The sequence below is a fragment of the Caulobacter sp. 73W genome (assembly GCF_041021955.1).
Taxonomy (GTDB): domain Bacteria; phylum Pseudomonadota; class Alphaproteobacteria; order Caulobacterales; family Caulobacteraceae; genus Caulobacter.
This window is the reverse complement of record NZ_CP158375.1, coordinates 2,276,350-2,294,281: the sequence shown is the minus strand read 5'-3', so window position 1 is coordinate 2,294,281 and position 17,932 is coordinate 2,276,350. Positions and strand designations below refer to the sequence as shown.

Genomic DNA, 17,932 nt, shown 5'->3' with positions numbered 1-17,932 from the left:
CCTGATCTTCCGTGAAGGGCGAAGGGTCTCAAATCGTCGCTAAGGCTTCGTGAAGCTCTACCGCCCGGCACGGCTTCCCAACCCCGCCCCACCCGACGCGCGAAGCCGGAAAGCAAAAAGGGCCGGCCCGTGGGGCCGACCCTTGATGTCATCGTCAAAGTCCCTGGTATCAGGCGGCTTTCTGGGCGCCGGCAAAGCGGCCGTAGAAGGTCTCGCCCTTGGCCGCCATGTCCCGTAGGAGCTGCGGCGGGCTGAAGCGCGAGCCGTACTTCTGCGCCAACTGGTCGCAGGTCTCGACGAACTTCGCCGCGCCCACGCCGTCGATCAGGCTGATCGGGCCGCCGGTCCAGGGCGCGAAGCCCCAGCCCAGGATGGCGCCGACATCGGCCTCGCGCGGGTCGACCACGACGCCCTCTTCGAAGCAGCGCGCCGCCTCGACCGCCTGGCGATAGAGAAGCCGCGTTCGGATCTCCTCGATCAGGGTCTTGTCGGCCTCGGCGGTCTTCACCGGGGCGACGTCGGACAGGCCTTTCCACAGGGTCTTGGGGCCGCTTTCCGGATAGTCGTAGAAGCCCTTGCCGTTCTTGCGGCCGTAGCGGCCGAGCTCGGCGACCATCTTCTCGATGATCGGCGTGAACGGACGGTCCTCGTACTTGTCGCCGAGGTCCTTCTTGGTCTGCTGGGCGATCTTGTAGGACAGGTCCAGGGCGACGTCGTCGTTCATCTCCAGCGGACCGCGGGGCATGCCCGTGGCGCGGCCGACATTGTCGATAATGGTCGGGGCGATGCCCTCGGCCAGCATCTCAAGGCCCTCCTGCACGAACGTGCCGAAGCAGCGCGAGGTGTAGAAACCACGGCTGTCGTTCACGACGATCGGCGTCTTGCGGATCTTCAGGACGTAGTCGATCGACTTGGCCAGGGTCTCCTGGCTGGTCTTGCCACCCATGATGATCTCGACCAGGCCCATTTTGTCGACCGGCGAGAAGAAGTGGATGCCGATGAAGTTGGCCGGGCGCGCCGAGGCCTCGGCCAGGCCGGTGATCGGCAGGGTCGAGGTGTTGGAGCCGAAGACGGCGGTGTCGGCCAGTTCGGTCTCGGCCTTCTTGGTGACCTCGGCCTTCACCTCGCGGTTCTCGAACACCGCCTCGATGACGAGGTCGGCGCCCTTCACCTGGGCGTAGTCGGCGGTCGGGTGGATCAGGGCGAGGATGGCGTCGCCCTTTTCCTGGGTCAGCTTGCCGCGCGAGACGCCCTTCTTCACCAGACCCTCGGCGTAGCTCTTGCCCTTGTCGGCGGCTTCCTGGGTCTGGTCGATCAGCACGGTCTCGATGCCGGCCATGGCCTGCACATAGGCCACGCCCGCGCCCATCATGCCGGCGCCGAGCACGGCGACCTTCTTGACGTCGTACTGCGGCACGCCGGCGGGACGGCCCGAACCCTTGCCCAGCTCCTGAAGCGACAGGAACAGCGTGCGGATCATGCCCTTGGCCTGGGGCGACATGATCGTCTTCAGGAAGTAGCGGGTCTCGATGCGCAGGGCCGCGTCGATCGGCACCTGCAGGCCTTCATAGACCGCCTTCATGATGTTCAGCTGAGCGGGATAGTTGCCGTAGGACTGCTTGCGCAGCATGGCGTTGCCCATGACGAACACCTGGCTGCCGCCGGGGGTGTAGGGGCCGCCGCCGGGCAGCTTAAAGTCCTTCTTGTCCCACGGGGCGACCGGGTCGCCCTTGGTCTTCACCCAGGTCTTGGCCGCCTCGACTTCCGAGCCCGGGGCGACGACCTCGTGCACCACCTTGAAGGCCAGAGCCTCCTGCGGCTTCATCGACTTGCCTTCCAGCAGGTACGGCGCGGCCTGCATCACCCCCATCAGGCGCGGCAGACGCTGGGTGCCGCCGGCGCCTGGCAGCAGGCCGACCTTGGATTCCGGCAGGCCCAGCTGGGTCTTCGGATTGTCGCCGACCACGCGGTAGTGGCAGGCCAGGGTGATCTCCAGGCCGCCGCCGAGGGCCAGGCCGTTGATCGCCGCCGCCACCGGCTTGCCGCAGGTCTCTAGGGCGCGGAACGCCTTGTTCAGGGCGAAGCCGGCGTCGAAGGCCTGTTGCAGGTCGCCGCCGCCCAGGCCGCCCGAGCCGCCCAGTTCGCCCAGGTCCGCGCCGGCGCAGAAGCCGCTGGCCTTGCCCGAGGTGATCACGGCGCCCTTGATGGCCGCGTCGGTCTTGATGCGTTCGACGACCTCGCCGATCTCCTTGATCACGGAGGCGGTGAGGGTGTTCATGGTGCGGCCGGGCACGTCGAAGGTGACCAGGGCCACGCCGTCGCCATCAACCTCGATCTTGAAGTTTTCCATCACTCTAGTTCCTTGAAATCGAGGTTCAGACGCGTTCGATGACGGTGGCGGTGCCCATGCCGGCGCCGACGCACAGGGTGACCAGGGCGGTCTCCTTGTCGGTCCGCTCCAGCTCGTCCAGCACCGTGCCCAGGATCATCGCGCCCGTGGCGCCCAGGGGGTGGCCCATGGCGATGGCGCCGCCGTTCACGTTCATCTTCTCGTGCGGGATATCCAGCGCCTGCATCATGCGCAGGACCACCGCCGCGAAGGCCTCGTTCAGCTCATAGAGGTCGATGTCGGCGACGTTCATGCCGAGCTTCTTAAGCAGCTTCTCGGTCACGAAGGACGGGCCGGTCAGCATGATCGAGGGCTCGGAGCCGATGGAGGCCATGCCCTTGATGCGGGCGCGGGCCTTTAGGCCCAGCGCGTCGCCCATTTCCTTGGTGCCGATCAGCACGCCGGCGGCGCCGTCGACGATGCCCGAGCTGTTGCCCGCGTGGTGCACGTGGTTGACGCGCTCCACCTGCGGATAGCGCTGGGTGACGACCGCGTCGAACGCCATGTCGCCGATGCCCTGGAAGGAGGCGTTCAGCGAGGCCAGGCTCTGCATCGAGGTGTCCGGGCGCATGTGCTCGTCGTGATCCAGGATGGTCAGGCCCAGTTGGTCCTTCACCTTGATCACCGACTTGTCGAACCGCTTCTCGGCCCAGGCCTTGGCGGCGCGCTTCTGGCTCTCCACCGAATAGGCGTCCACGTCGTCTCGGCTGAAGCCGTAGAGGGTCGCGATCAGGTCGGCGCTGATCCCCTGCGGCGCGAAATAGGTCTTGAAGGCGCTGGACGGGTCGGTCGGCCAGGCGCCGCCGTCGCTGCCCATGGGCACGCGGCTCATGCTCTCGACGCCGCCGCCGATGGCGAGATCGGCTTCGCCCGACATGACCTTGGCGGCGGCCATGTTCACCGCCTCCAGGCCCGAGGCGCAGAAGCGGTTGATCTGCACGCCAGCCGTGGTCTCGGCGTAGTCGGCGGTCAGGACGGCGGTACGGGCGATGTCGGAGCCCTGCTCGCCCACTGGGGCGACGCAGCCGAGCACCACGTCATCCACCTTGGAGGTGTCGAGGTTGTTGCGGTCGCGCAGGTTCTCGAGGACCTGGGTCGCCAGGGACAGGGCGGTGATCTCGTGGAGCGATCCGTCTTTCTTGCCCTTGCCGCGCGGGGTGCGCACGGCGTCGAAGATGTAAGCGTCGGCCATGGGGGTGGCTCCTTCCTGCGTAACTAGTTCAGGTGTGTGTGGGTCACAGCGTCCTCGCGATGAGGAGCTTCATGATCTCGTTGGTCCCGCCGTAGATGCGCTGCACGCGGCTGTCGCGGTACATGCGGGCGATCGGATATTCGTTCATGTAGCCGTAGCCGCCGAACAGCTGCAGGCACTCGTCGACGATCTTGTTCTCCAGATCGCTGACCCAGTACTTGGCCATGGAGGCGGTGGCGGCATCCAGCTTTCCGGCCAGGTGCTGCTCGATGCAGTGGTTGACGAAGACCCGGGCGACGGTGCCCTCGGTCTTGCACTCGGCCAGCTTGAACTGGGTGTTCTGGAAATCGATCAGGGCCTTGCCGAAGGCCTTGCGGTTCCTGACGTAGTCGAGGGTCACGGCCAGGGCCCGCTCGATGGTCGCCATACCCTGGACGGCGATGTTCAGCCGCTCCTGCGGCAGCTGGCCCATCAGCTGGAAGAAGCCCTGGCCCTCATCGACGCCCAGCAGGTTCTCTGTCGGTACCTTCACGTCGTTGAAGAACAGCTCGGAGGTGTCCTGAGCCTCGTGCCCGATCTTGTCGAGGTTGCGGCCGCGCTCGAAACCTTCGGTTCCGTCGGTCTCGACGAAGATCAGCGACACGCCCCGCGCGCCCTGCGCCGGGTCGGTCTTGGCCACCACGCAGATTAGGTTGGCGGTCTGGCCGTTAGTGATGAAGGTCTTGGAGCCGTTGATGACGTACTGGTTGCCGACCTTGGCCGCCGTCGTCTTGACGCCCTGCAGGTCGGAGCCCGCGCCGGGTTCGGTCATGGCGATGGCGCCGACCAGCTCGCCCGTGGCCATGCGCGGCAGCCAGCGCTGCTTCTGCTCCTCGGTGCCGTAGTGAAGGATGTACGGCGCGACGATGGCGTTGTGCAGGCTGGCGCCGAAGCCGTCGACGCCCTTGAGCCCCAGCTGCTCCATCAGCACGACCTCGTGGCGATAGTCGCCGCCGGGGCCGCCGTACTGCTCCGGCGTGGAGAGGCAGAGCAGGCCCGCCTCCCCCGCCTTGTTCCACATCTCGCGATCCACGACGCCGTTTTCACGCCAGCGGGCCACGGTGCTTTCGGGGGCGTGCTCGTCGAAGAAACGGCCCACGGCGTCCTCGAAGATCACCATGTCCTCTTCGGCCATGAAGGCCGGCCGCTCGACTTGAAGCACGCCCATGATCAGAAAGCCTCCGCCGGCAGCGACATCAGCGTCGCCGAACCCGTCTTCAACTTCGCCAGATGCGACGCCGCGTCAGGCAAGAGGCGTTCGATGAAATATTGGCCGGTCGTCAGCTTGGTCGCGTAGAGCGGGTCGGTGGAGCCTTCGGCGATCTTGGCCAGCGAGGCCTTGGCCATCAGCGCCCACATGTAGGCCAGGCCCGTCAGGCCGAAGAGGTGCATGTAGTCGGTCGACGCCGCGCCGGCGTTGTCGGGGTTCTGCAGGCCGTTCTGCATCAGCCACAGGGTGGCGTCCTGCAGTTGCGCCTTGGCCGAGGCCAGGCCGTCGATGAACGGCTTCAGTTCGGCGCTGTCTCCGTTCTCGCCCACGAACTGATCGACCTCGGCGAAGAAGCTCATCACCGCGCGGCCGCCGTTGGCCGCCAGCTTGCGGCCCACCAGGTCCAGGGCCTGGATGCCGTTGGTCCCCTCGTAGATCAGGGCGATGCGGCAGTCGCGCAGGTACTGGCTCGCCGGGAAATGCTCGGTGAAGCCCGAGCCGCCGTGCACCTGCATGGCGTCCGAGCAGATCTTGAACCCCTTGTCCGTCAGGTAGCCTTTCAGCACCGGCGTCATCAGGCCCATGTAGTCGTTGGCCTTTTGGCGAACGGCCTCGTCCGGGTGGGCGTGGGCCAGATCGCCCTGCAGGGCGGTCCAGAACAGGAAGGCGCGGCCGCCCTCGATCACCGCCTTGCTGTCCAGCAGCATGCGGCGCACGTCGGGGTGGACGATGATCGGATCGGCCGGGCCGTCCGGGTTCTTCGGCCCGGTCAGGGAGCGGCCCTGCAAACGGTCCTTGGCGAAGCTGACGGCGGCCTGATAGGCGGCTTCCGCCTGGGCAACGCCCTGCAGGCCGACCCCGAGGCGGGCCTCGTTCATCATCACGAACATCAGCTTCAGGCCGCTGTTCTCTTCGCCGATCAGCCAGCCTTGAGCGTCCTCGTACTGCATGACGCAGGTGGCGTTGCCGTGGATGCCCATCTTCTCTTCGAGGCCGACGCACTTGACGCCCTCGTTGCGGGCGCCGACCGAGCCGTCGGCGTTCGGCAGGAACTTCGGCACCACGAACAGGCTGATGCCCTTCACCCCGGCCGGCGCGCCCTCGATGCGGGCGATGACCAGGTGGACGATGTTTTCGGCCATGTCGTGCTCGCCGGCCGAGATCCAGATCTTCTGGCCGGTGATGCGATAGCTGCCGTCGGCCTGAGGGACCGCCTTGGTGCGCAGCAGGCCCAGGTCCGTGCCGCAGTGCGGCTCGGTCAGGTTCATGGTGCCGGTCCATTCGCCGGACACCATCTTGGGCAGATAGAGCTCCTTCTGCGCGTCCGAGCCGCCGTAGTGGATCGCCGAATAGGCGCCATGCGCCAGGCCCGGATACATGGAGAAGGCCATGTTGGCCGAGCTGCTCATTTCCGAGAACGACAGGTTGACCACATGCGGCAGGCCCTGGCCGCCGTAGTTGGGGTCGGAGCCGATAGCGGTCCAGCCGCCTTCGCACAGCTGCTTGTAGGCTTCCTTGAAGCCGTCCGGCGTCTTGACCGTATTGTCCGCATTCCAGACGCAGCCCTGCTTGTCGCCGACGCTGTTCAGGGGCGCGAGCACCTCGCCGGTGAAGCGGCCGGCCTCTTCGATGATCTGGTCCACCACGTCGATCGAGGCGTCGGCGAAGGCCGGCAGGTCGGCGTACTGGTCAATCTTCAGCACGTCCCGCAGCAGGAAGGCGTGATCACGGACGGGCGGTTGGTAAGCCATGGGAGCTCCGAACTAGGCAGGCGAAAAAGCGGCTACTTGGCCGAAAGGGGATAGGAGTGGCCGTCGAGGCGGGCGCGCAGCATCTGGTCGTAATCCTCGGCCCGCGGAAGCAGATCCGGACGAACTTCGGCCAGCTGTTTTTCAATGCGCTCGCAGGCGCCCTTCAGCTCGATGATGGCCTGGTCGAGGTCCTCGCGCTGCAGCTCCATCTCGACGATGCGCTGGCGGAAGCGCTTGAGCGAATGGGCGCTCTGCATCACGGGGCCGTCCTCGGCGCCGTAGAGTTCGAGGATGTCGCGGATCTCAGCCAGGGGCAGGCCCACGCGCTTGCCCCGCAGGATCAGCTGCAGGCGGGCGCGGTCCTTGTACGAGTAGACCCGGTTCATCCCGTCGCGCGACGGGGCCAGCAGGCCCTTGTCCTCGTAGAAGCGCAGGGCGCGCGGGGTGACTTTGAATTCCTGGCACAGCTGGCGGATCGTGAAGGTCCGCTCCGGACGACGCAGCTCGGCAAGCATCAGACGTTCCCTGTCTCGACCTTTGCGGTCTTGTTGTTCGAGAAACTTATATTCCCTTTACGTTAGCGTCAACGCAAGCGCTGCCTTCGAATGGGCTCCGCATGCCGTTGATATCCACCGCCGCACGCGGCGAAGTTCGGCTGCAACCCCGTGAATTCCCGGAGGCCGGCTTGGACAAACCGCAGATCGCCGCTCAGGTCGCCAGACGCCTGCTCGCGGCGGAGATGGCCATCGATATCGCCTTGGCCGAGGCTTCGCGCCTGATGGAAACCCTGGCCGAAGCCAGCCTGGGGGTCGGCGGGGCCGCGAGCCAGGAGCTCCAGGCTCCCGCCCTGTTCAGCCAAGCCCTGACCAGCCTGGCCGGCGCACGGGGCGACATCGTCGGGGCGCACGCGGCGCGGGAGGCGTTGGGCGCCCGCCTGTCGCTACCGACCTCGGCCTTCGGCGTGCCGATCAAGCCGCGTCGCGCCGCCGCCGACTAGCAACATCATGATCCCCATGATCGTCTTCGCCGCCCTCCTGCTGGGGGCGGCGGTCGGAGCCGTGCGCCTGGGCGGCCGGCGGAGCGCGCCGCGACGGCGCTGTTCATGCTCGCCTGGACAGCCACCTTGCTGACCCAGGCCGTCGCCGACAGCATCGCCGCGCCGCGCGCCCTGTTGCTGATCGACATGGCGGTGCTGGCCTGCCTGCTGTCCATGATCTGGAAGTCGCCCCTCGACTGGCCAGCCGTCGCGGCGGGCTTCCAGGCGATCGCGGTGGCGGCGCACCTGGCGTGGATCTACGGGGCGGCCGGCGACCCGCGCGCGTACCTGCAGGTCACCGGCCTTGGCGGGCTTGGGGACGGTCGGCGCACTGGCGGTCAGCGTCTGGCGGCGCCGGGAATGACGGCCTATTTTAGGTTTACATTCCTACAATTTCGGCCTATTCTCCTTGTTCCTCGCCGCAAGGATACGGGCCGCAGGGCCATGCCGCCGCTCTCTCACTCCCAGATCTGGTCGGCGATCGACGCCCTCGCGGCGCGTTTCGACATGACGCCGTCGGCCCTGGCCAAGCTGGCCGGGCTCGACCCCACCAGCTTCAACCGCTCCAAGCGCTTCGGCGGCGAGGCGGACTCCCGCCCCCGCTGGCCCTCCACCGAAAGCCTCGCCAAGGTTTTGGACGCCACCGGCGTCAGCCTCGGCGAGTTCGCCGCCTTGTCCGAAGGAGGCCGCCCCCTCGCCCAGCGCGGCGTGCCGCTGATCGGCTTCGCCCAGGCGGGCTCGGACGGCTTCTTCGACGACGCCGGCTTTCCGGTCGGCCAGGGCTGGGACGAGGTGGATTTTCCCGGGGCCGCTGAGGACGGGGTCTACGCCCTGGAGATCGCCGGCGACTCCATGTCCCCGGTCTATCGCGACGGCGACCGCATCGTGGTCTCGCCCGCCACCGAGGCGCGGCGCGGCGATCGCGTGGTGGTCAAGACCGTCGAGGGCGAGGTGATGGCCAAGGAGCTGGTCCGGATCACCGCCGGCCGGATCGAGCTGGCCTCGCTCAATCCCGAATATGAAGGCCGCACCCTGGACCGGCGCGACATCGCCTGGATCGCCCGCATCCTCTGGGCCAGCCAGTAGCTAACGAAAGGCCGCCCCGAAACGGAGCGGCCCATCGATGTCAGCGATGTGAGCGGATCAGCGCGCCGCGAACTGCGACGTCGGGCGGATCGCCGCGAACTTGGTCTGAAATTCCTGGCGCACCGCGACGCGGCAGTCGGCCTGACGGCCCCAGGAGCCGCGGTCTTGGGCGCACAGGGCGCGGCCGGCGCGATTGATGCGCTGTTCCAGCTTGGCGGCGCCCGAAGCCTTGGACAGGTCCAGGTCGCTAAACTTGACGGCCACTTCGGCCTGGCTGGCGCTGGCGGCGACGATGAGCGCGCTGAAAGCGGCGGCGGCGAGAACGGTCTTGAGCATTTCCAACTCTCCGGTGTTGACGGCGGGGCGGGGGGCTAAGGGGCCCTCGTTGAACCGAAGCGATGAATACTTCCGCGCTCCAAAGAATGCATCTTAACTCGGAGTCATTACACTGATTTAATCAAGTCATTTCAAAGCAATATTTGTGTATTCATGCACGAAATACATTCGCCAATTGCTCAATGCGGCGAAAATTGCTTTCGTGGCGCAAACATGGCGCGCCAACTTCAGGCAAAAGAAAAGCGGGCCGCCTGGGAGGAAGGCGGCCCGCTCCTTGATCCTCCCGAACTGGAGGATGGGGGGGGGTGTTCGGGAGGGGGAGGCTTGGCTTAGCGCGCGGCCAGCTGGATCGCGCCGTTCGAGGCCAGACGCGACTGGACTTCAGCGCGGACAGCGGCGCGGCATTCCGGGGCGCGCGACCAGGCGGCGCGCTCGGTGTTGCAGACGGCGCGGCCGGCGCGGGCGATGCGCTGCTCCAGCTTGGCGGCGCCGGCGGCCTTGGACAGGTCCAGGTCGGCGACCTTGATGGACACTTGAGCCTGGGCGGCGCCGGCCAGGGCGACGGTGAGAGCAGCGGCGGCGATGACGGTCTTGAACATGATCTTATTCCCCTAGTGGGCGACCCTTTCTCGGCCGCCGTTGAACGTGAGGAAGAGATACCTCGGCGCTCGGGGAATGGTCATGTTAATTTGCCGTCATTACGCCCATTTAATAGAATTACATGCCCTTAATCACAAAACTGTCGGCATTAATTCACATTAACTACTCATTGGCCGGCAAGAATTTTGCTTTCCAGAAGCTTAATGGTGCGATCCAGACCAAAGATCGCGGCGAACGAGCCGAAACGCGGCCCCTGGCTCTGGCCGAGGAGAACCTCGTACAGACCCTGGAACCAGGCGCGCAGCGGATCGAACCCGCCGTCCTTGCCCGCGGCGTAGACTTCGTTCTGGATGATCTCGGCGTCCTGGCAGCCCGCCGGCAGGGCCTTGAAGCGCGCCAGCAGGTCCAGCATGGCTGTGCGCTCCTGCTCCGTCGGAGCCCGGAACGCCTTATTCGGCTTCACGAAGTCCTCGTAGTAGTTGATCGCATAGCCGGCCAAGCGGTCCAGCAGCGGCTGGCTTTCGGCGTCCGCGCCCGGGATGTAGCGGCTGAGGAAGCCCCACAGGATGTCCTTGGTCGAGGCGTCCGCCGCCGAAACCAGGTTCAGCAGCAGCGAGAAGCTGACCGGCGAGCCGTTCTGCGGCGGACGGGCCGAGTGGACGTGCCACACCGGATTGCCCAGCTGCTGGTTCTCGTCCTGGCGCGGATATGCGTCCAGTTGCTGCAGATACTCGTCCGTCGCCTTGGGGATGACGTCGAAGTACAGCTTCTTGGCCGACTTCGGGCTCTGGAACATGTAGTAGGCCAGGCTCTCCGGCGCGCCGTAGCGCAGCCAGTCCTCCATCGACAGGCCGTTGCCCTTGGACTTGGAGATCTTCTGATTGTTCTCGTCCAGGAAGAGCTCGTAGTTGAATCCCTCCGGCGGCGTGCCGCCCAGGATCTTGCAGATCTGGGAGCTGACCTTGACGCTGTCGATCAGGTCCTTGCCTGCCATCTCGTAGTCGACGCCCAGCGCCGTCCAGCGCATGGCCCAGTCGGGCTTCCACTGCATCTTCACGTGACCGCCGGTGACCGGGACCTCGGCCTTGGCGCCATTCTCGTCCTCGAAGACGATCGTGCCCTTGGGCACGTTACGCTCCAGGGTCGGGACCTGCAGCACGCGGCCCGTGGTCGGGCTGACCGGCAGGAACGGCGAATAGGTGGCGCGGCGCTCTTCGCCCAGGGTCGGCAGCATGACCTTCTGGATGGCGTCGAAACGCTCCAGGGCGACCAGCAGGGTCTCGTCGAAGCGCCCGCCCTTGTAGCAGTCGGTCGCCGAGACGAACTCGTACTCGAAGCCGAAGCCGTCGAGGAACGCCTGCAGGCGGGCGTTGTTGTGCGCGCCGAAGCTGTCATGGGTGCCGAAGGGGTCGCGCACCACGGTCAGCGGCTTGCCGAGGTCGGCCTCAAGCACCGCCTTGTTCTCGATGTTCTCGGGAACCTTGCGCAGGCCGTCCATGTCGTCGCTGAACGAGATCAGGCGCGTGGGGATGGCGTCGTCGGTCAGGGCGCGGAACGCCGCCCGGACCATGGTCGTGCGCGCCACCTCGCCGAAGGTGCCCAGGTGCGGCAGGCCCGACGGGCCGTAACCGGTCTCGAAGATCACCGGCCGTTGCAGCGCCGGCAGGGTCTTCACCGCCTCGTCCGTTTTGCCCGCATTGATCAGCGTCGCGGCGAGATCGCGCTCGGCGTCGGACAGACGGATGCGCAGGACGCGGGCCAGCAGGGCGCGGGCTTGCTCGAACGGCCACGCCTTGGCGGCCTGGGCGGTGTGGGAGAGACCTTGATACATAGCGGCGGCGTATAAGACTTCCGCGCCGGATAGTCGATTGGTCTGCTTGCGCCGCCTCTCGCGGTCCGCATAGTTCCCCGCAACGATAAGCGGGAGAAGACCCTTGAGCGACGAGTTGTTTCCGGTCCCGGCCGAATGGGCCGCCAAGACGCACATGGACAAGGCCGCCTACGAGGCCGCCGTCGCCCGCGTCGAGGCCGACCCGCAAGGCTTCTGGCGCGACGTCGCCGGACGGCTGGACTGGATCAAGGCGCCCACCAGGATCAAGGACGTCTCCTTCGACAAGGACGACTTCCGCATCCGCTGGTTCGAGGACGGGGTCCTGAACGTCAGCGCCAACTGCATCGACCGCCACCTGGCGACGCGCGGCGATGAGACCGCGATCCTCTTCGAAGGGGACGAACCCGGGACCGGCGGCAAGCTGACCTATCGCGAGCTGCACGTCGAGACGTGCCGCATGGCCAACATCCTGAAGTCGCTGGGCGTCAGCAAGGGCGACCGGGTCACCATCTACCTGCCCATGGTTCCTGTCGCCGCCGTGGCCATGCTGGCCTGCGCCCGCATCGGGGCGGTGCATTCGGTGGTGTTCGGCGGCTTCTCCCCCGACAGCATCGCCGGGCGGATCGAGGACTGCGGCTCCAAGGTGGTCATCACCGCCGACGAAGGCTGCCGCGGCGGCAAGCGCATTCCGCTGAAGGCCAATGTCGACAGAGCCCTGGAGCAGGTCGCGGTCGACAAGGTGCTGATGGTCCGCCTGACCGGCAAGGACGTTCCCGTCATCGCCGGCCGCGACGTGATCTATGACGAGCTGAAGGACGGCGTCGCGGCGGATTGCGCGCCGGAACCGATGAACGCCGAGGACCCGCTGTTCATCCTCTACACCTCAGGCTCCACCGGAAAGCCCAAGGGCGTGCTGCACACCACCGGCGGCTACCTGACCTGGGTCGCCTGGACCCATGAGCTTGTCTTCGATTACCGACCAGGAGAAGTCTTCTGGTGCACGGCCGATGTGGGCTGGGTCACCGGCCACAGCTATGTCGTCTATGGCCCCCTGGCCAACGGCGGCGTGACCCTGATCTTCGAAGGCGTGCCCAACTATCCGACCCCCGCCCGCTTCTGGGAGGTGGTGGACCGCCACAAGGTCGAGATCTTCTACACCGCCCCTACCGCCCTGCGCGCCCTGATGCGGGAGGGCGATCACTTCGTCACCGCCTCGTCGCGCAAGAGTCTGCGCCTGCTGGGCAGCGTGGGCGAGCCCATCAATCCGGAAGCCTGGCTCTGGTATCACCGCTTGGTGGGCGAGAGCCGCCTGCCCATCGTCGACACCTGGTGGCAGACCGAGACCGGCGGCGTGCTGATCTCGCCCCTGCCCGGCGCCACCGACCTGAAGCCCGGCTCGGCCACCAAGCCCATGCCGGGCGTGAAGCCGCAGCTGGTCGACGCCGAGGGCGGCGTTCTGGACGGCGCGATCAGCGGCAACCTGGTCCTGACCGACAGCTGGCCCGGCCAGATGCGCACGGTGTTCGGCGACCACCAGCGCTTCATCGACACCTATTTCAGCACCTATCCTGGCAAGTACTTCACCGGCGACGGCGCCCGCCGGGACGCCGACGGCTACTACTGGATCACCGGGCGGGTGGACGACGTCATCAACGTCTCCGGCCACCGCCTGGGCACGGCCGAGATCGAGTCTACCCTGGTCGGCCACTCGGGCGTCACCGAGGCGGCGGTCGTCGGCTATCCCCACGACATCAAGGGCCAGGGCATCTACGCCTATGTCACCCTGCACCAAGGGATCGAGGCCACCGAAGAGCTTCGCAAGGAGCTGATCGCCTGGGTCCGCGCCGAGATCGGCCCCTTCGCCACCCTCGACGCGGTTCAGTGGGCCCCCGGCCTGCCCAAGACGCGCTCGGGCAAGATCATGCGCCGCATCCTGCGCAAGATCGCCGAGAACGAGACCGGCGCCCTGGGCGACACCTCCACCCTGGCCGACCCCTCCGTGGTCGATGATCTGGTTAGGAACCGCGCCAACGTCTGACCGCCTGCGTGGGAAGATGACCGTTCCGTAATCTTCCCACGCCGAAGGCCGGTGCTAGGGTCTCCGCTCGATCTGGAGACCCTCATGCGCCTCGCCAAAGCCGCCGTCCTCGCCTTCGCGCTTTCGACCACCGCCCTGACCGGCTTCGCCGCCGCGCCCGCGGTCGCCGCCGAGATCGCCGTCCCGCCCATCGCCTACAAGGAACGGACCCTGGCGAACGGGATGAAGGTCTACTGGTCACGCGACGCGGCGACCCCGAACGTGACGGTTCAGGTCTGGTACGGCGTCGGCTCTAAGGATGACCCCAACGGCCGCTCCGGCTTCGCGCACCTGTTCGAGCACATGATGTTCAAGGCCACGCGCGACATGCCGTCCGAGACCCTGGACCGCCTGACCGAGGACGTGGGCGGCTTCAACAACGCCTCCACCTATGACGACTTCACCAACTATTACGAGGTGGTCCCCGCCGCGCATCTGGAGCGCCTGCTGTGGGCGGAGTCCCAGCGCCTGGGCGCCCTGGTCGTGGATGAGGCGATCTTCAAGTCCGAGCGCGACGTGGTGAAGGAGGAGCTGCGCCAGCGCATCCTGGCCCAGCCCTATGGCCGCCTGTTCGGCCTTTATATCCCGCAGAACTCATACGCGGTTCACCCTTACAAGCGCCCGGGCATCGGCTCGATCGAAGAGCTGGACGCCGCCACCATCGACGACGTGCGCGCCTTCCACGCCACCTATTATCGGCCCGACAACGCCGCTCTGATCGTGGTCGGCAACTTCGACGAGACGCAGTTCAACGCCTGGGTCGACAAGTATCTGGCCCCCATCAAGACGCCCTCGGCGCCCTTGCCGCGCGTGACCGCCGTCGAGCCGGCCCGCACCGGGGCGAAGACCGTGACCACCTACGGGCCCAACGTGCCCCTGCCCGCCGTGGTCATGACCTGGCTTGGCCCCAAGGCGTCGGACAAGGACGCCGCCGCCACGGCGGTGCTCAACACCATCCTGTCGGGCGGCAAGTCGTCCCGGCTGTACAACACCATGGTCTATGACAAGCAGGTCGCGGCCGAGGCGTTCTCCGGCGCCGACCTGCCGGCCCAGCCGGGCCTGATCTACGCCGGAGCCATCGTCGCCGGCGGCAAGACCCTGGCCGAGAACGAGACCCTGCTGAAGGCCGAGGTCGCCCGCATCCGCCAGACCCCCGTCACCGCCGCCGAGCTGGACGAGGCCAAGACCGAGCTGATCGCCGCCGCGGTGCGCAATCGCGAGACCATCGACGATCGCGCCTTCGCCCTGGGCTACGCCCTGATGACCGAGGGCGACGCCGCCAAGGCCAACAGCGCCGTGGCCGAGCTGTCGGCCGTGACCGCCGCCGACGTCCAGGCCGCCGCCCGCAAGTACATGGCCGACGACCGGGCCGTGACCATCCGCTACCTGGCCGAGTCGGAGCGTCCGAAGGGCGAGACGGCGACCACGACCCCGGCGCCCGCCACGCCCAGCGTCAAGTTCGCCGGCGAGATCGTCACCCTGCGCCCCGAAGGCCAGCGCCAGGCCCCGCCGCCCGTGGGCCCGGCGGTGAACCCCGTCCTGCCCTCGCCCAGCGAAACCGTCCTGCCCAACGGCCTGAAGGTGGTGGTGGCCAAGAGCTCCGCGCTGCCGCTGGTCGCCGCCCAGTTGACGGTGAAGGCTGGCGCCTCTTCCGATCCCGCCGGCAAGGCCGGGACCGCCAGCCTGATGGCCGACCTGCTGACCGAGGGCACCGCCGCCCGCAGCGCCCAGGACATCGCCGCCCAGACCGAGGCGCTGGGCGCAAACCTGTCGGCCGGCTCGGGCTGGGAGTCGTCCTCACTGAGCCTCAGCGTGGTGAAGGGCAACCTCGCCCCGGCCATGACCATCTTCTCGGACCTGGCCCGCAATCCGGCCTTCAAGGACGAGGAGATCGAGCGGGTCCGCAGCCAGTCCCTGGACGGGCTGAAGGTGGCCTACCAGCAGCCGGGCTCCCTGGCGGGCTTCGTCACCGCGCCGGTGCTCTACGCCGGCACGCCCATGGGCCACGTGGCCGGCGGCACCCCCGCCTCCCTGCCCAAGATCGGACGCGGCGACCTGACGGCCCTGCATGCCGGCGCCTGGCGGCCGGACAACGCTGTCCTGGTGCTGACCGGCGACATCACGCCGGATGAAGGCTTCGCCCTGGCGCGCTCGGCGTTCGGTGACTGGAAGGCGCCGACCGGCAAGGCCCTGACCGCGCCACCCGTCAATCCGGCCGCCGCCCCGCGCCAGGTTATCATCGACCTGCCGGGCACCGGCCAGGCCGCCGTGGTCGTCGCCAAGACCACCATCCCCCGCAAGGACCCCAGCTACTACGCCGGCATCGTCACCAACAGCGTCCTGGGCGGCGGCTATTCGGCCCGCCTGAACCAGGAGATCCGCATCAAGCGCGGTCTGTCCTACGGCGCCAATTCCAGCCTTTCGCCGCGCCTGACCACCGGAGGCTTCTCGGCCTCGGCCCAGACCAAGAACGAGTCCGCCGGCGAGGTGGCCGGCCTGCTCCGGCGCGAGCTGACCCGCCTGGCCGCCCAGCCCGCCGCGCCGGAAGAGCTGACCGCCCGCAAGTCGGTGCTGATCGGCGGTTATGGCCGCTCCCTGGGCACCGCCGGCGGCCTTGCCGGCATTCTGGGGGACCTGTCGTTCAACGGCATCGATCTGGGCGAGATCCAGCGCTACACCGCCAAGGTCGAGGCCGTGACCCCCGCCGACGTGCAGGCCTTCGCCCGCACCCGTCTGGACCCGGCCCAGGCCAGCGTCATCATCGTCGGCGACCGCAGCAAGATGGGCGGCGGCATCGTCCAGGTCCTGCCGACCGCCGAGGTGATCCCCGTCGATCAGCTCAACCTCGACAGCGCCTCGCTGAAGGGTCCGAAGTAGGTCCGTCTTACTTTTCCCTTCCCCCTTGATGGGGGAAGGGCAGGGATGGGGAATGGAGGCGGTTCAGGATGCGGCGCGGCCGAGCTGAAGCCCGCCGACGCTGTCACCCTCACCTCCTGCCCCTCTCCCATCAAGGGAGAGGGGGATACCCTTCTAGGCCGGCGCCCGCGAGCACCAGGCCGACAGGTCGTCCTCCGCCCCGATCAGGGCCAGGCCGGAGGCGATCGAGACCAGCTCCGCCCCGCTCTCCAGCTTGGCCTTGCCGAAGCGGCGCTCGAAGATCTCCCGCACGGCCGGCACGAAGGATGAGCCGCCGGTCATGAACACCCGATCGACGCCGGCCTCGGTCAGGTTCGCCTTGCGCAGGGCCTCGTCCACCGCCCGCTCCATGGCCGCCAGTTCCGGCGCGATCCAGGATTCGAAGTCGGCCCGCTCGACCTGGGCTTCGATGCGCACGTCGCCGCCCTCGAAGACGAAGGGCGCGGCCTCGGCGCCCGACAGCGCCTCCTTCAGCCCCGACACGGCGCGATAGAGGCTGTAGCCGTGGTTGTCGTCCAGGAGCTCCACCAGCCGTTCGATCTTCTCCGGCTCCAGGGCGGTGCGGACCAGGGCGCGGATGTCCTTCATGTCCTTGGACGAGCGCAGCAGGGCCAGTTGCTCCCATCGCGCGAAGGCGGTGAAATAGCGGTTGGGGATCGGCAGGATGTTGTCGAAGGCGCGATAGGACGAGCCCTTGCCCAAGTTCGGCGACACCAGATTGTCGATGATGCGGTAGTCGAAGGCGTCGCCCGCCACGCCGACCCCGCTGTTGGCGAGACCTTGGGAGCGGATGCGCCCGGCATGCCGCTCGAACCGCACCAGCGAGAAGTCGGACGTGCCGCCGCCGAAGTCGGCCACCAGCACCGTGGCGTCCTGCTCAAGCCGCCGCGCAAAGAAGAAGGCCGCCGCCACCGGCTCGAAGGCGTACCAGATGTCGTCGAAGCCCAGCCGCCGGAACGCCGCCTCATAGCGGCGCAGGGCCAGGTCCGGATCGGGATTGGAGCCGACGAAGTTCACCGGCCGGCCGACAATCAGCCGGCGCCCGGCCTCCAGGGCGCCGTGACCGTGTTCGCGCAGGCGCAACAGGAAGGCCGACAGCAGGTCCTCGAACCCGTACCGCTTGCGCAGGATCTGGGTCTCGGTGAACAGGGCGCTGGCCGAGTAGCTCTTGAACGACTGGATGAACCGCGTCTCCAGCGGGTCCTCCACATAGCTTTCGATCGCCCAGGGCCCGGCGTCCACGATCCGCTCGGCGGGATCATGCGGCGAGGCGTGGAAGCTGAGGGCGGAGCGGAACGGCGCGGCCTGGCCCTGCGGCGCGGCGAAGTGGGCCAGATGCGCGCCGCCAGCCCCGTCGCCCAGGGCGACGACGCTGTTGGTGGTGCCGAAATCGACGCCGATGGCCGCCGAGTGGGCGGTAGTCATGGTGCGCTCCAACGCTAGAGAAGAGACGGCGGATCGCCCGCCGC

The 17,932-nt window shown here is 67.5% G+C and carries 13 protein-coding genes; 4 read left to right on the top strand and 9 right to left on the bottom strand.

All coding sequences use genetic code 11. The annotated features are described in order from the left end of the window. Positions 1–169: 169 nt before the first annotated feature. Genes ABOZ73_RS10765 through ABOZ73_RS10745 form a run of 5 tightly spaced genes read right to left on the bottom strand, consistent with a single transcriptional unit; the run spans position 170 to position 7,096 of the window. Positions 170–2,350: a 3-hydroxyacyl-CoA dehydrogenase NAD-binding domain-containing protein gene (locus ABOZ73_RS10765; RefSeq protein ID WP_369058150.1), complete on the bottom strand. Its 2,181-nt coding sequence runs from the start codon at positions 2,348–2,350 to the stop codon at positions 170–172. Between the two features lie 25 nt (positions 2,351–2,375). After that, positions 2,376–3,581 carry an acetyl-CoA C-acetyltransferase gene (locus ABOZ73_RS10760; RefSeq protein WP_369058149.1) on the bottom strand — a complete coding sequence of 402 codons (1,206 nt, stop codon included), beginning with the start codon at positions 3,579–3,581 and terminating at the stop codon, positions 2,376–2,378. A 43-nt stretch (positions 3,582–3,624) separates the two neighbouring features. Continuing rightward, positions 3,625–4,788, bottom strand: a complete 1,164-nt coding sequence (locus tag ABOZ73_RS10755) for an acyl-CoA dehydrogenase family protein (RefSeq protein ID WP_369058148.1) — start codon at positions 4,786–4,788, stop codon at positions 3,625–3,627. A 2-nt stretch (positions 4,789–4,790) separates the two neighbouring features. Beyond that, on the bottom strand, positions 4,791–6,581 hold the full coding sequence (locus tag ABOZ73_RS10750) for an acyl-CoA dehydrogenase C-terminal domain-containing protein (protein WP_369058147.1): 1,791 nt from the start codon (positions 6,579–6,581) through the stop codon (positions 4,791–4,793). Positions 6,582–6,613: 32 nt separating this feature from the next. Continuing rightward, positions 6,614–7,096 (bottom strand): MerR family DNA-binding transcriptional regulator, encoded by a 483-nt coding sequence (locus ABOZ73_RS10745; RefSeq protein ID WP_369058146.1) that lies wholly within the window; start codon positions 7,094–7,096, stop codon positions 6,614–6,616. 170 nt (positions 7,097–7,266) lie between these two features. Here ABOZ73_RS10745 and ABOZ73_RS10740 point away from each other — a divergent pair, with 170 nt between their 5' ends. Both ABOZ73_RS10740 and ABOZ73_RS10735 read left to right on the top strand, forming a co-directional pair. Further along, positions 7,267–7,578 (top strand): hypothetical protein, encoded by a 312-nt coding sequence (locus ABOZ73_RS10740; RefSeq protein ID WP_369058145.1) that lies wholly within the window; start codon positions 7,267–7,269, stop codon positions 7,576–7,578. 483 nt (positions 7,579–8,061) lie between these two features. Then, entirely contained in the window at positions 8,062–8,703 is a 642-nt protein-coding gene (locus ABOZ73_RS10735) for a helix-turn-helix transcriptional regulator (RefSeq protein ID WP_369062522.1), read from the top strand. A 57-nt stretch (positions 8,704–8,760) separates the two neighbouring features. Here the strand turns inward: ABOZ73_RS10735 and ABOZ73_RS10730 are convergent, their stop codons facing one another. From ABOZ73_RS10730 to ABOZ73_RS10720, 3 genes are all read right to left on the bottom strand, one after another. Then, positions 8,761–9,039, bottom strand: a complete 279-nt coding sequence (locus tag ABOZ73_RS10730; protein ID WP_369058144.1) for a UrcA family protein — start codon at positions 9,037–9,039, stop codon at positions 8,761–8,763. Between the two features lie 329 nt (positions 9,040–9,368). Next, the gene (locus tag ABOZ73_RS10725; RefSeq protein WP_369058143.1) at positions 9,369–9,638 is read right to left on the bottom strand and encodes a UrcA family protein; all 270 of its coding nucleotides are present in this window, start codon (positions 9,636–9,638) and stop codon (positions 9,369–9,371) included. A gap of 167 nt (positions 9,639–9,805) precedes the next feature. Then, a complete protein-coding gene (locus ABOZ73_RS10720; RefSeq protein WP_369058142.1) occupies positions 9,806–11,470 on the bottom strand; it encodes a lysine--tRNA ligase in 1,665 nt (554 codons plus the stop codon). Positions 11,471–11,624: 154 nt separating this feature from the next. Between ABOZ73_RS10720 and acs the strand changes: the two genes are divergently transcribed. Beyond that, positions 11,625–13,508, top strand: a complete 1,884-nt coding sequence (gene acs / locus ABOZ73_RS10715) for an acetate--CoA ligase (RefSeq protein ID WP_369062521.1) — start codon at positions 11,625–11,627, stop codon at positions 13,506–13,508. Positions 13,509–13,592: 84 nt separating this feature from the next. Continuing rightward, positions 13,593–16,424: a M16 family metallopeptidase gene (locus ABOZ73_RS10710; protein WP_369058141.1), complete on the top strand. Its 2,832-nt coding sequence runs from the start codon at positions 13,593–13,595 to the stop codon at positions 16,422–16,424. A gap of 153 nt (positions 16,425–16,577) precedes the next feature. Here ABOZ73_RS10710 and ABOZ73_RS10705 read toward each other — a convergent pair whose 3' ends face one another. Beyond that, on the bottom strand, positions 16,578–17,888 hold the full coding sequence (locus tag ABOZ73_RS10705; RefSeq protein ID WP_369058140.1) for an Hsp70 family protein: 1,311 nt from the start codon (positions 17,886–17,888) through the stop codon (positions 16,578–16,580). Positions 17,889–17,932 lie beyond the last annotated feature (44 nt).

Bases quoted from the DNA above. Each gene is read 5' to 3' on its own strand.
- ABOZ73_RS10765 (WP_369058150.1), bottom strand. From the start codon at position 2,350: ATGGAAAACTTCAAGATCGAGGTTGATGGCGACGGCGTGGCCCTGGTC.
- ABOZ73_RS10760 (WP_369058149.1), bottom strand. From the start codon at position 3,581: ATGGCCGACGCTTACATCTTCGACGCCGTGCGCACCCCGCGCGGCAAG.
- ABOZ73_RS10755 (WP_369058148.1), bottom strand. From the start codon at position 4,788: ATGGGCGTGCTTCAAGTCGAGCGGCCGGCCTTCATGGCCGAAGAGGAC.
- ABOZ73_RS10750 (WP_369058147.1), bottom strand. From the start codon at position 6,581: ATGGCTTACCAACCGCCCGTCCGTGATCACGCCTTCCTGCTGCGGGAC.
- ABOZ73_RS10745 (WP_369058146.1), bottom strand. From the start codon at position 7,096: ATGCTTGCCGAGCTGCGTCGTCCGGAGCGGACCTTCACGATCCGCCAG.
- ABOZ73_RS10735 (WP_369062522.1), top strand. From the start codon at position 8,062: ATGCCGCCGCTCTCTCACTCCCAGATCTGGTCGGCGATCGACGCCCTC.
- ABOZ73_RS10730 (WP_369058144.1), bottom strand. From the start codon at position 9,039: ATGCTCAAGACCGTTCTCGCCGCCGCCGCTTTCAGCGCGCTCATCGTC.
- ABOZ73_RS10725 (WP_369058143.1), bottom strand. From the start codon at position 9,638: ATGTTCAAGACCGTCATCGCCGCCGCTGCTCTCACCGTCGCCCTGGCC.
- ABOZ73_RS10720 (WP_369058142.1), bottom strand. From the start codon at position 11,470: ATGTATCAAGGTCTCTCCCACACCGCCCAGGCCGCCAAGGCGTGGCCG.
- acs (WP_369062521.1), top strand. From the start codon at position 11,625: ATGGACAAGGCCGCCTACGAGGCCGCCGTCGCCCGCGTCGAGGCCGAC.
- ABOZ73_RS10710 (WP_369058141.1), top strand. From the start codon at position 13,593: ATGCGCCTCGCCAAAGCCGCCGTCCTCGCCTTCGCGCTTTCGACCACC.
- ABOZ73_RS10705 (WP_369058140.1), bottom strand. From the start codon at position 17,888: ATGACTACCGCCCACTCGGCGGCCATCGGCGTCGATTTCGGCACCACC.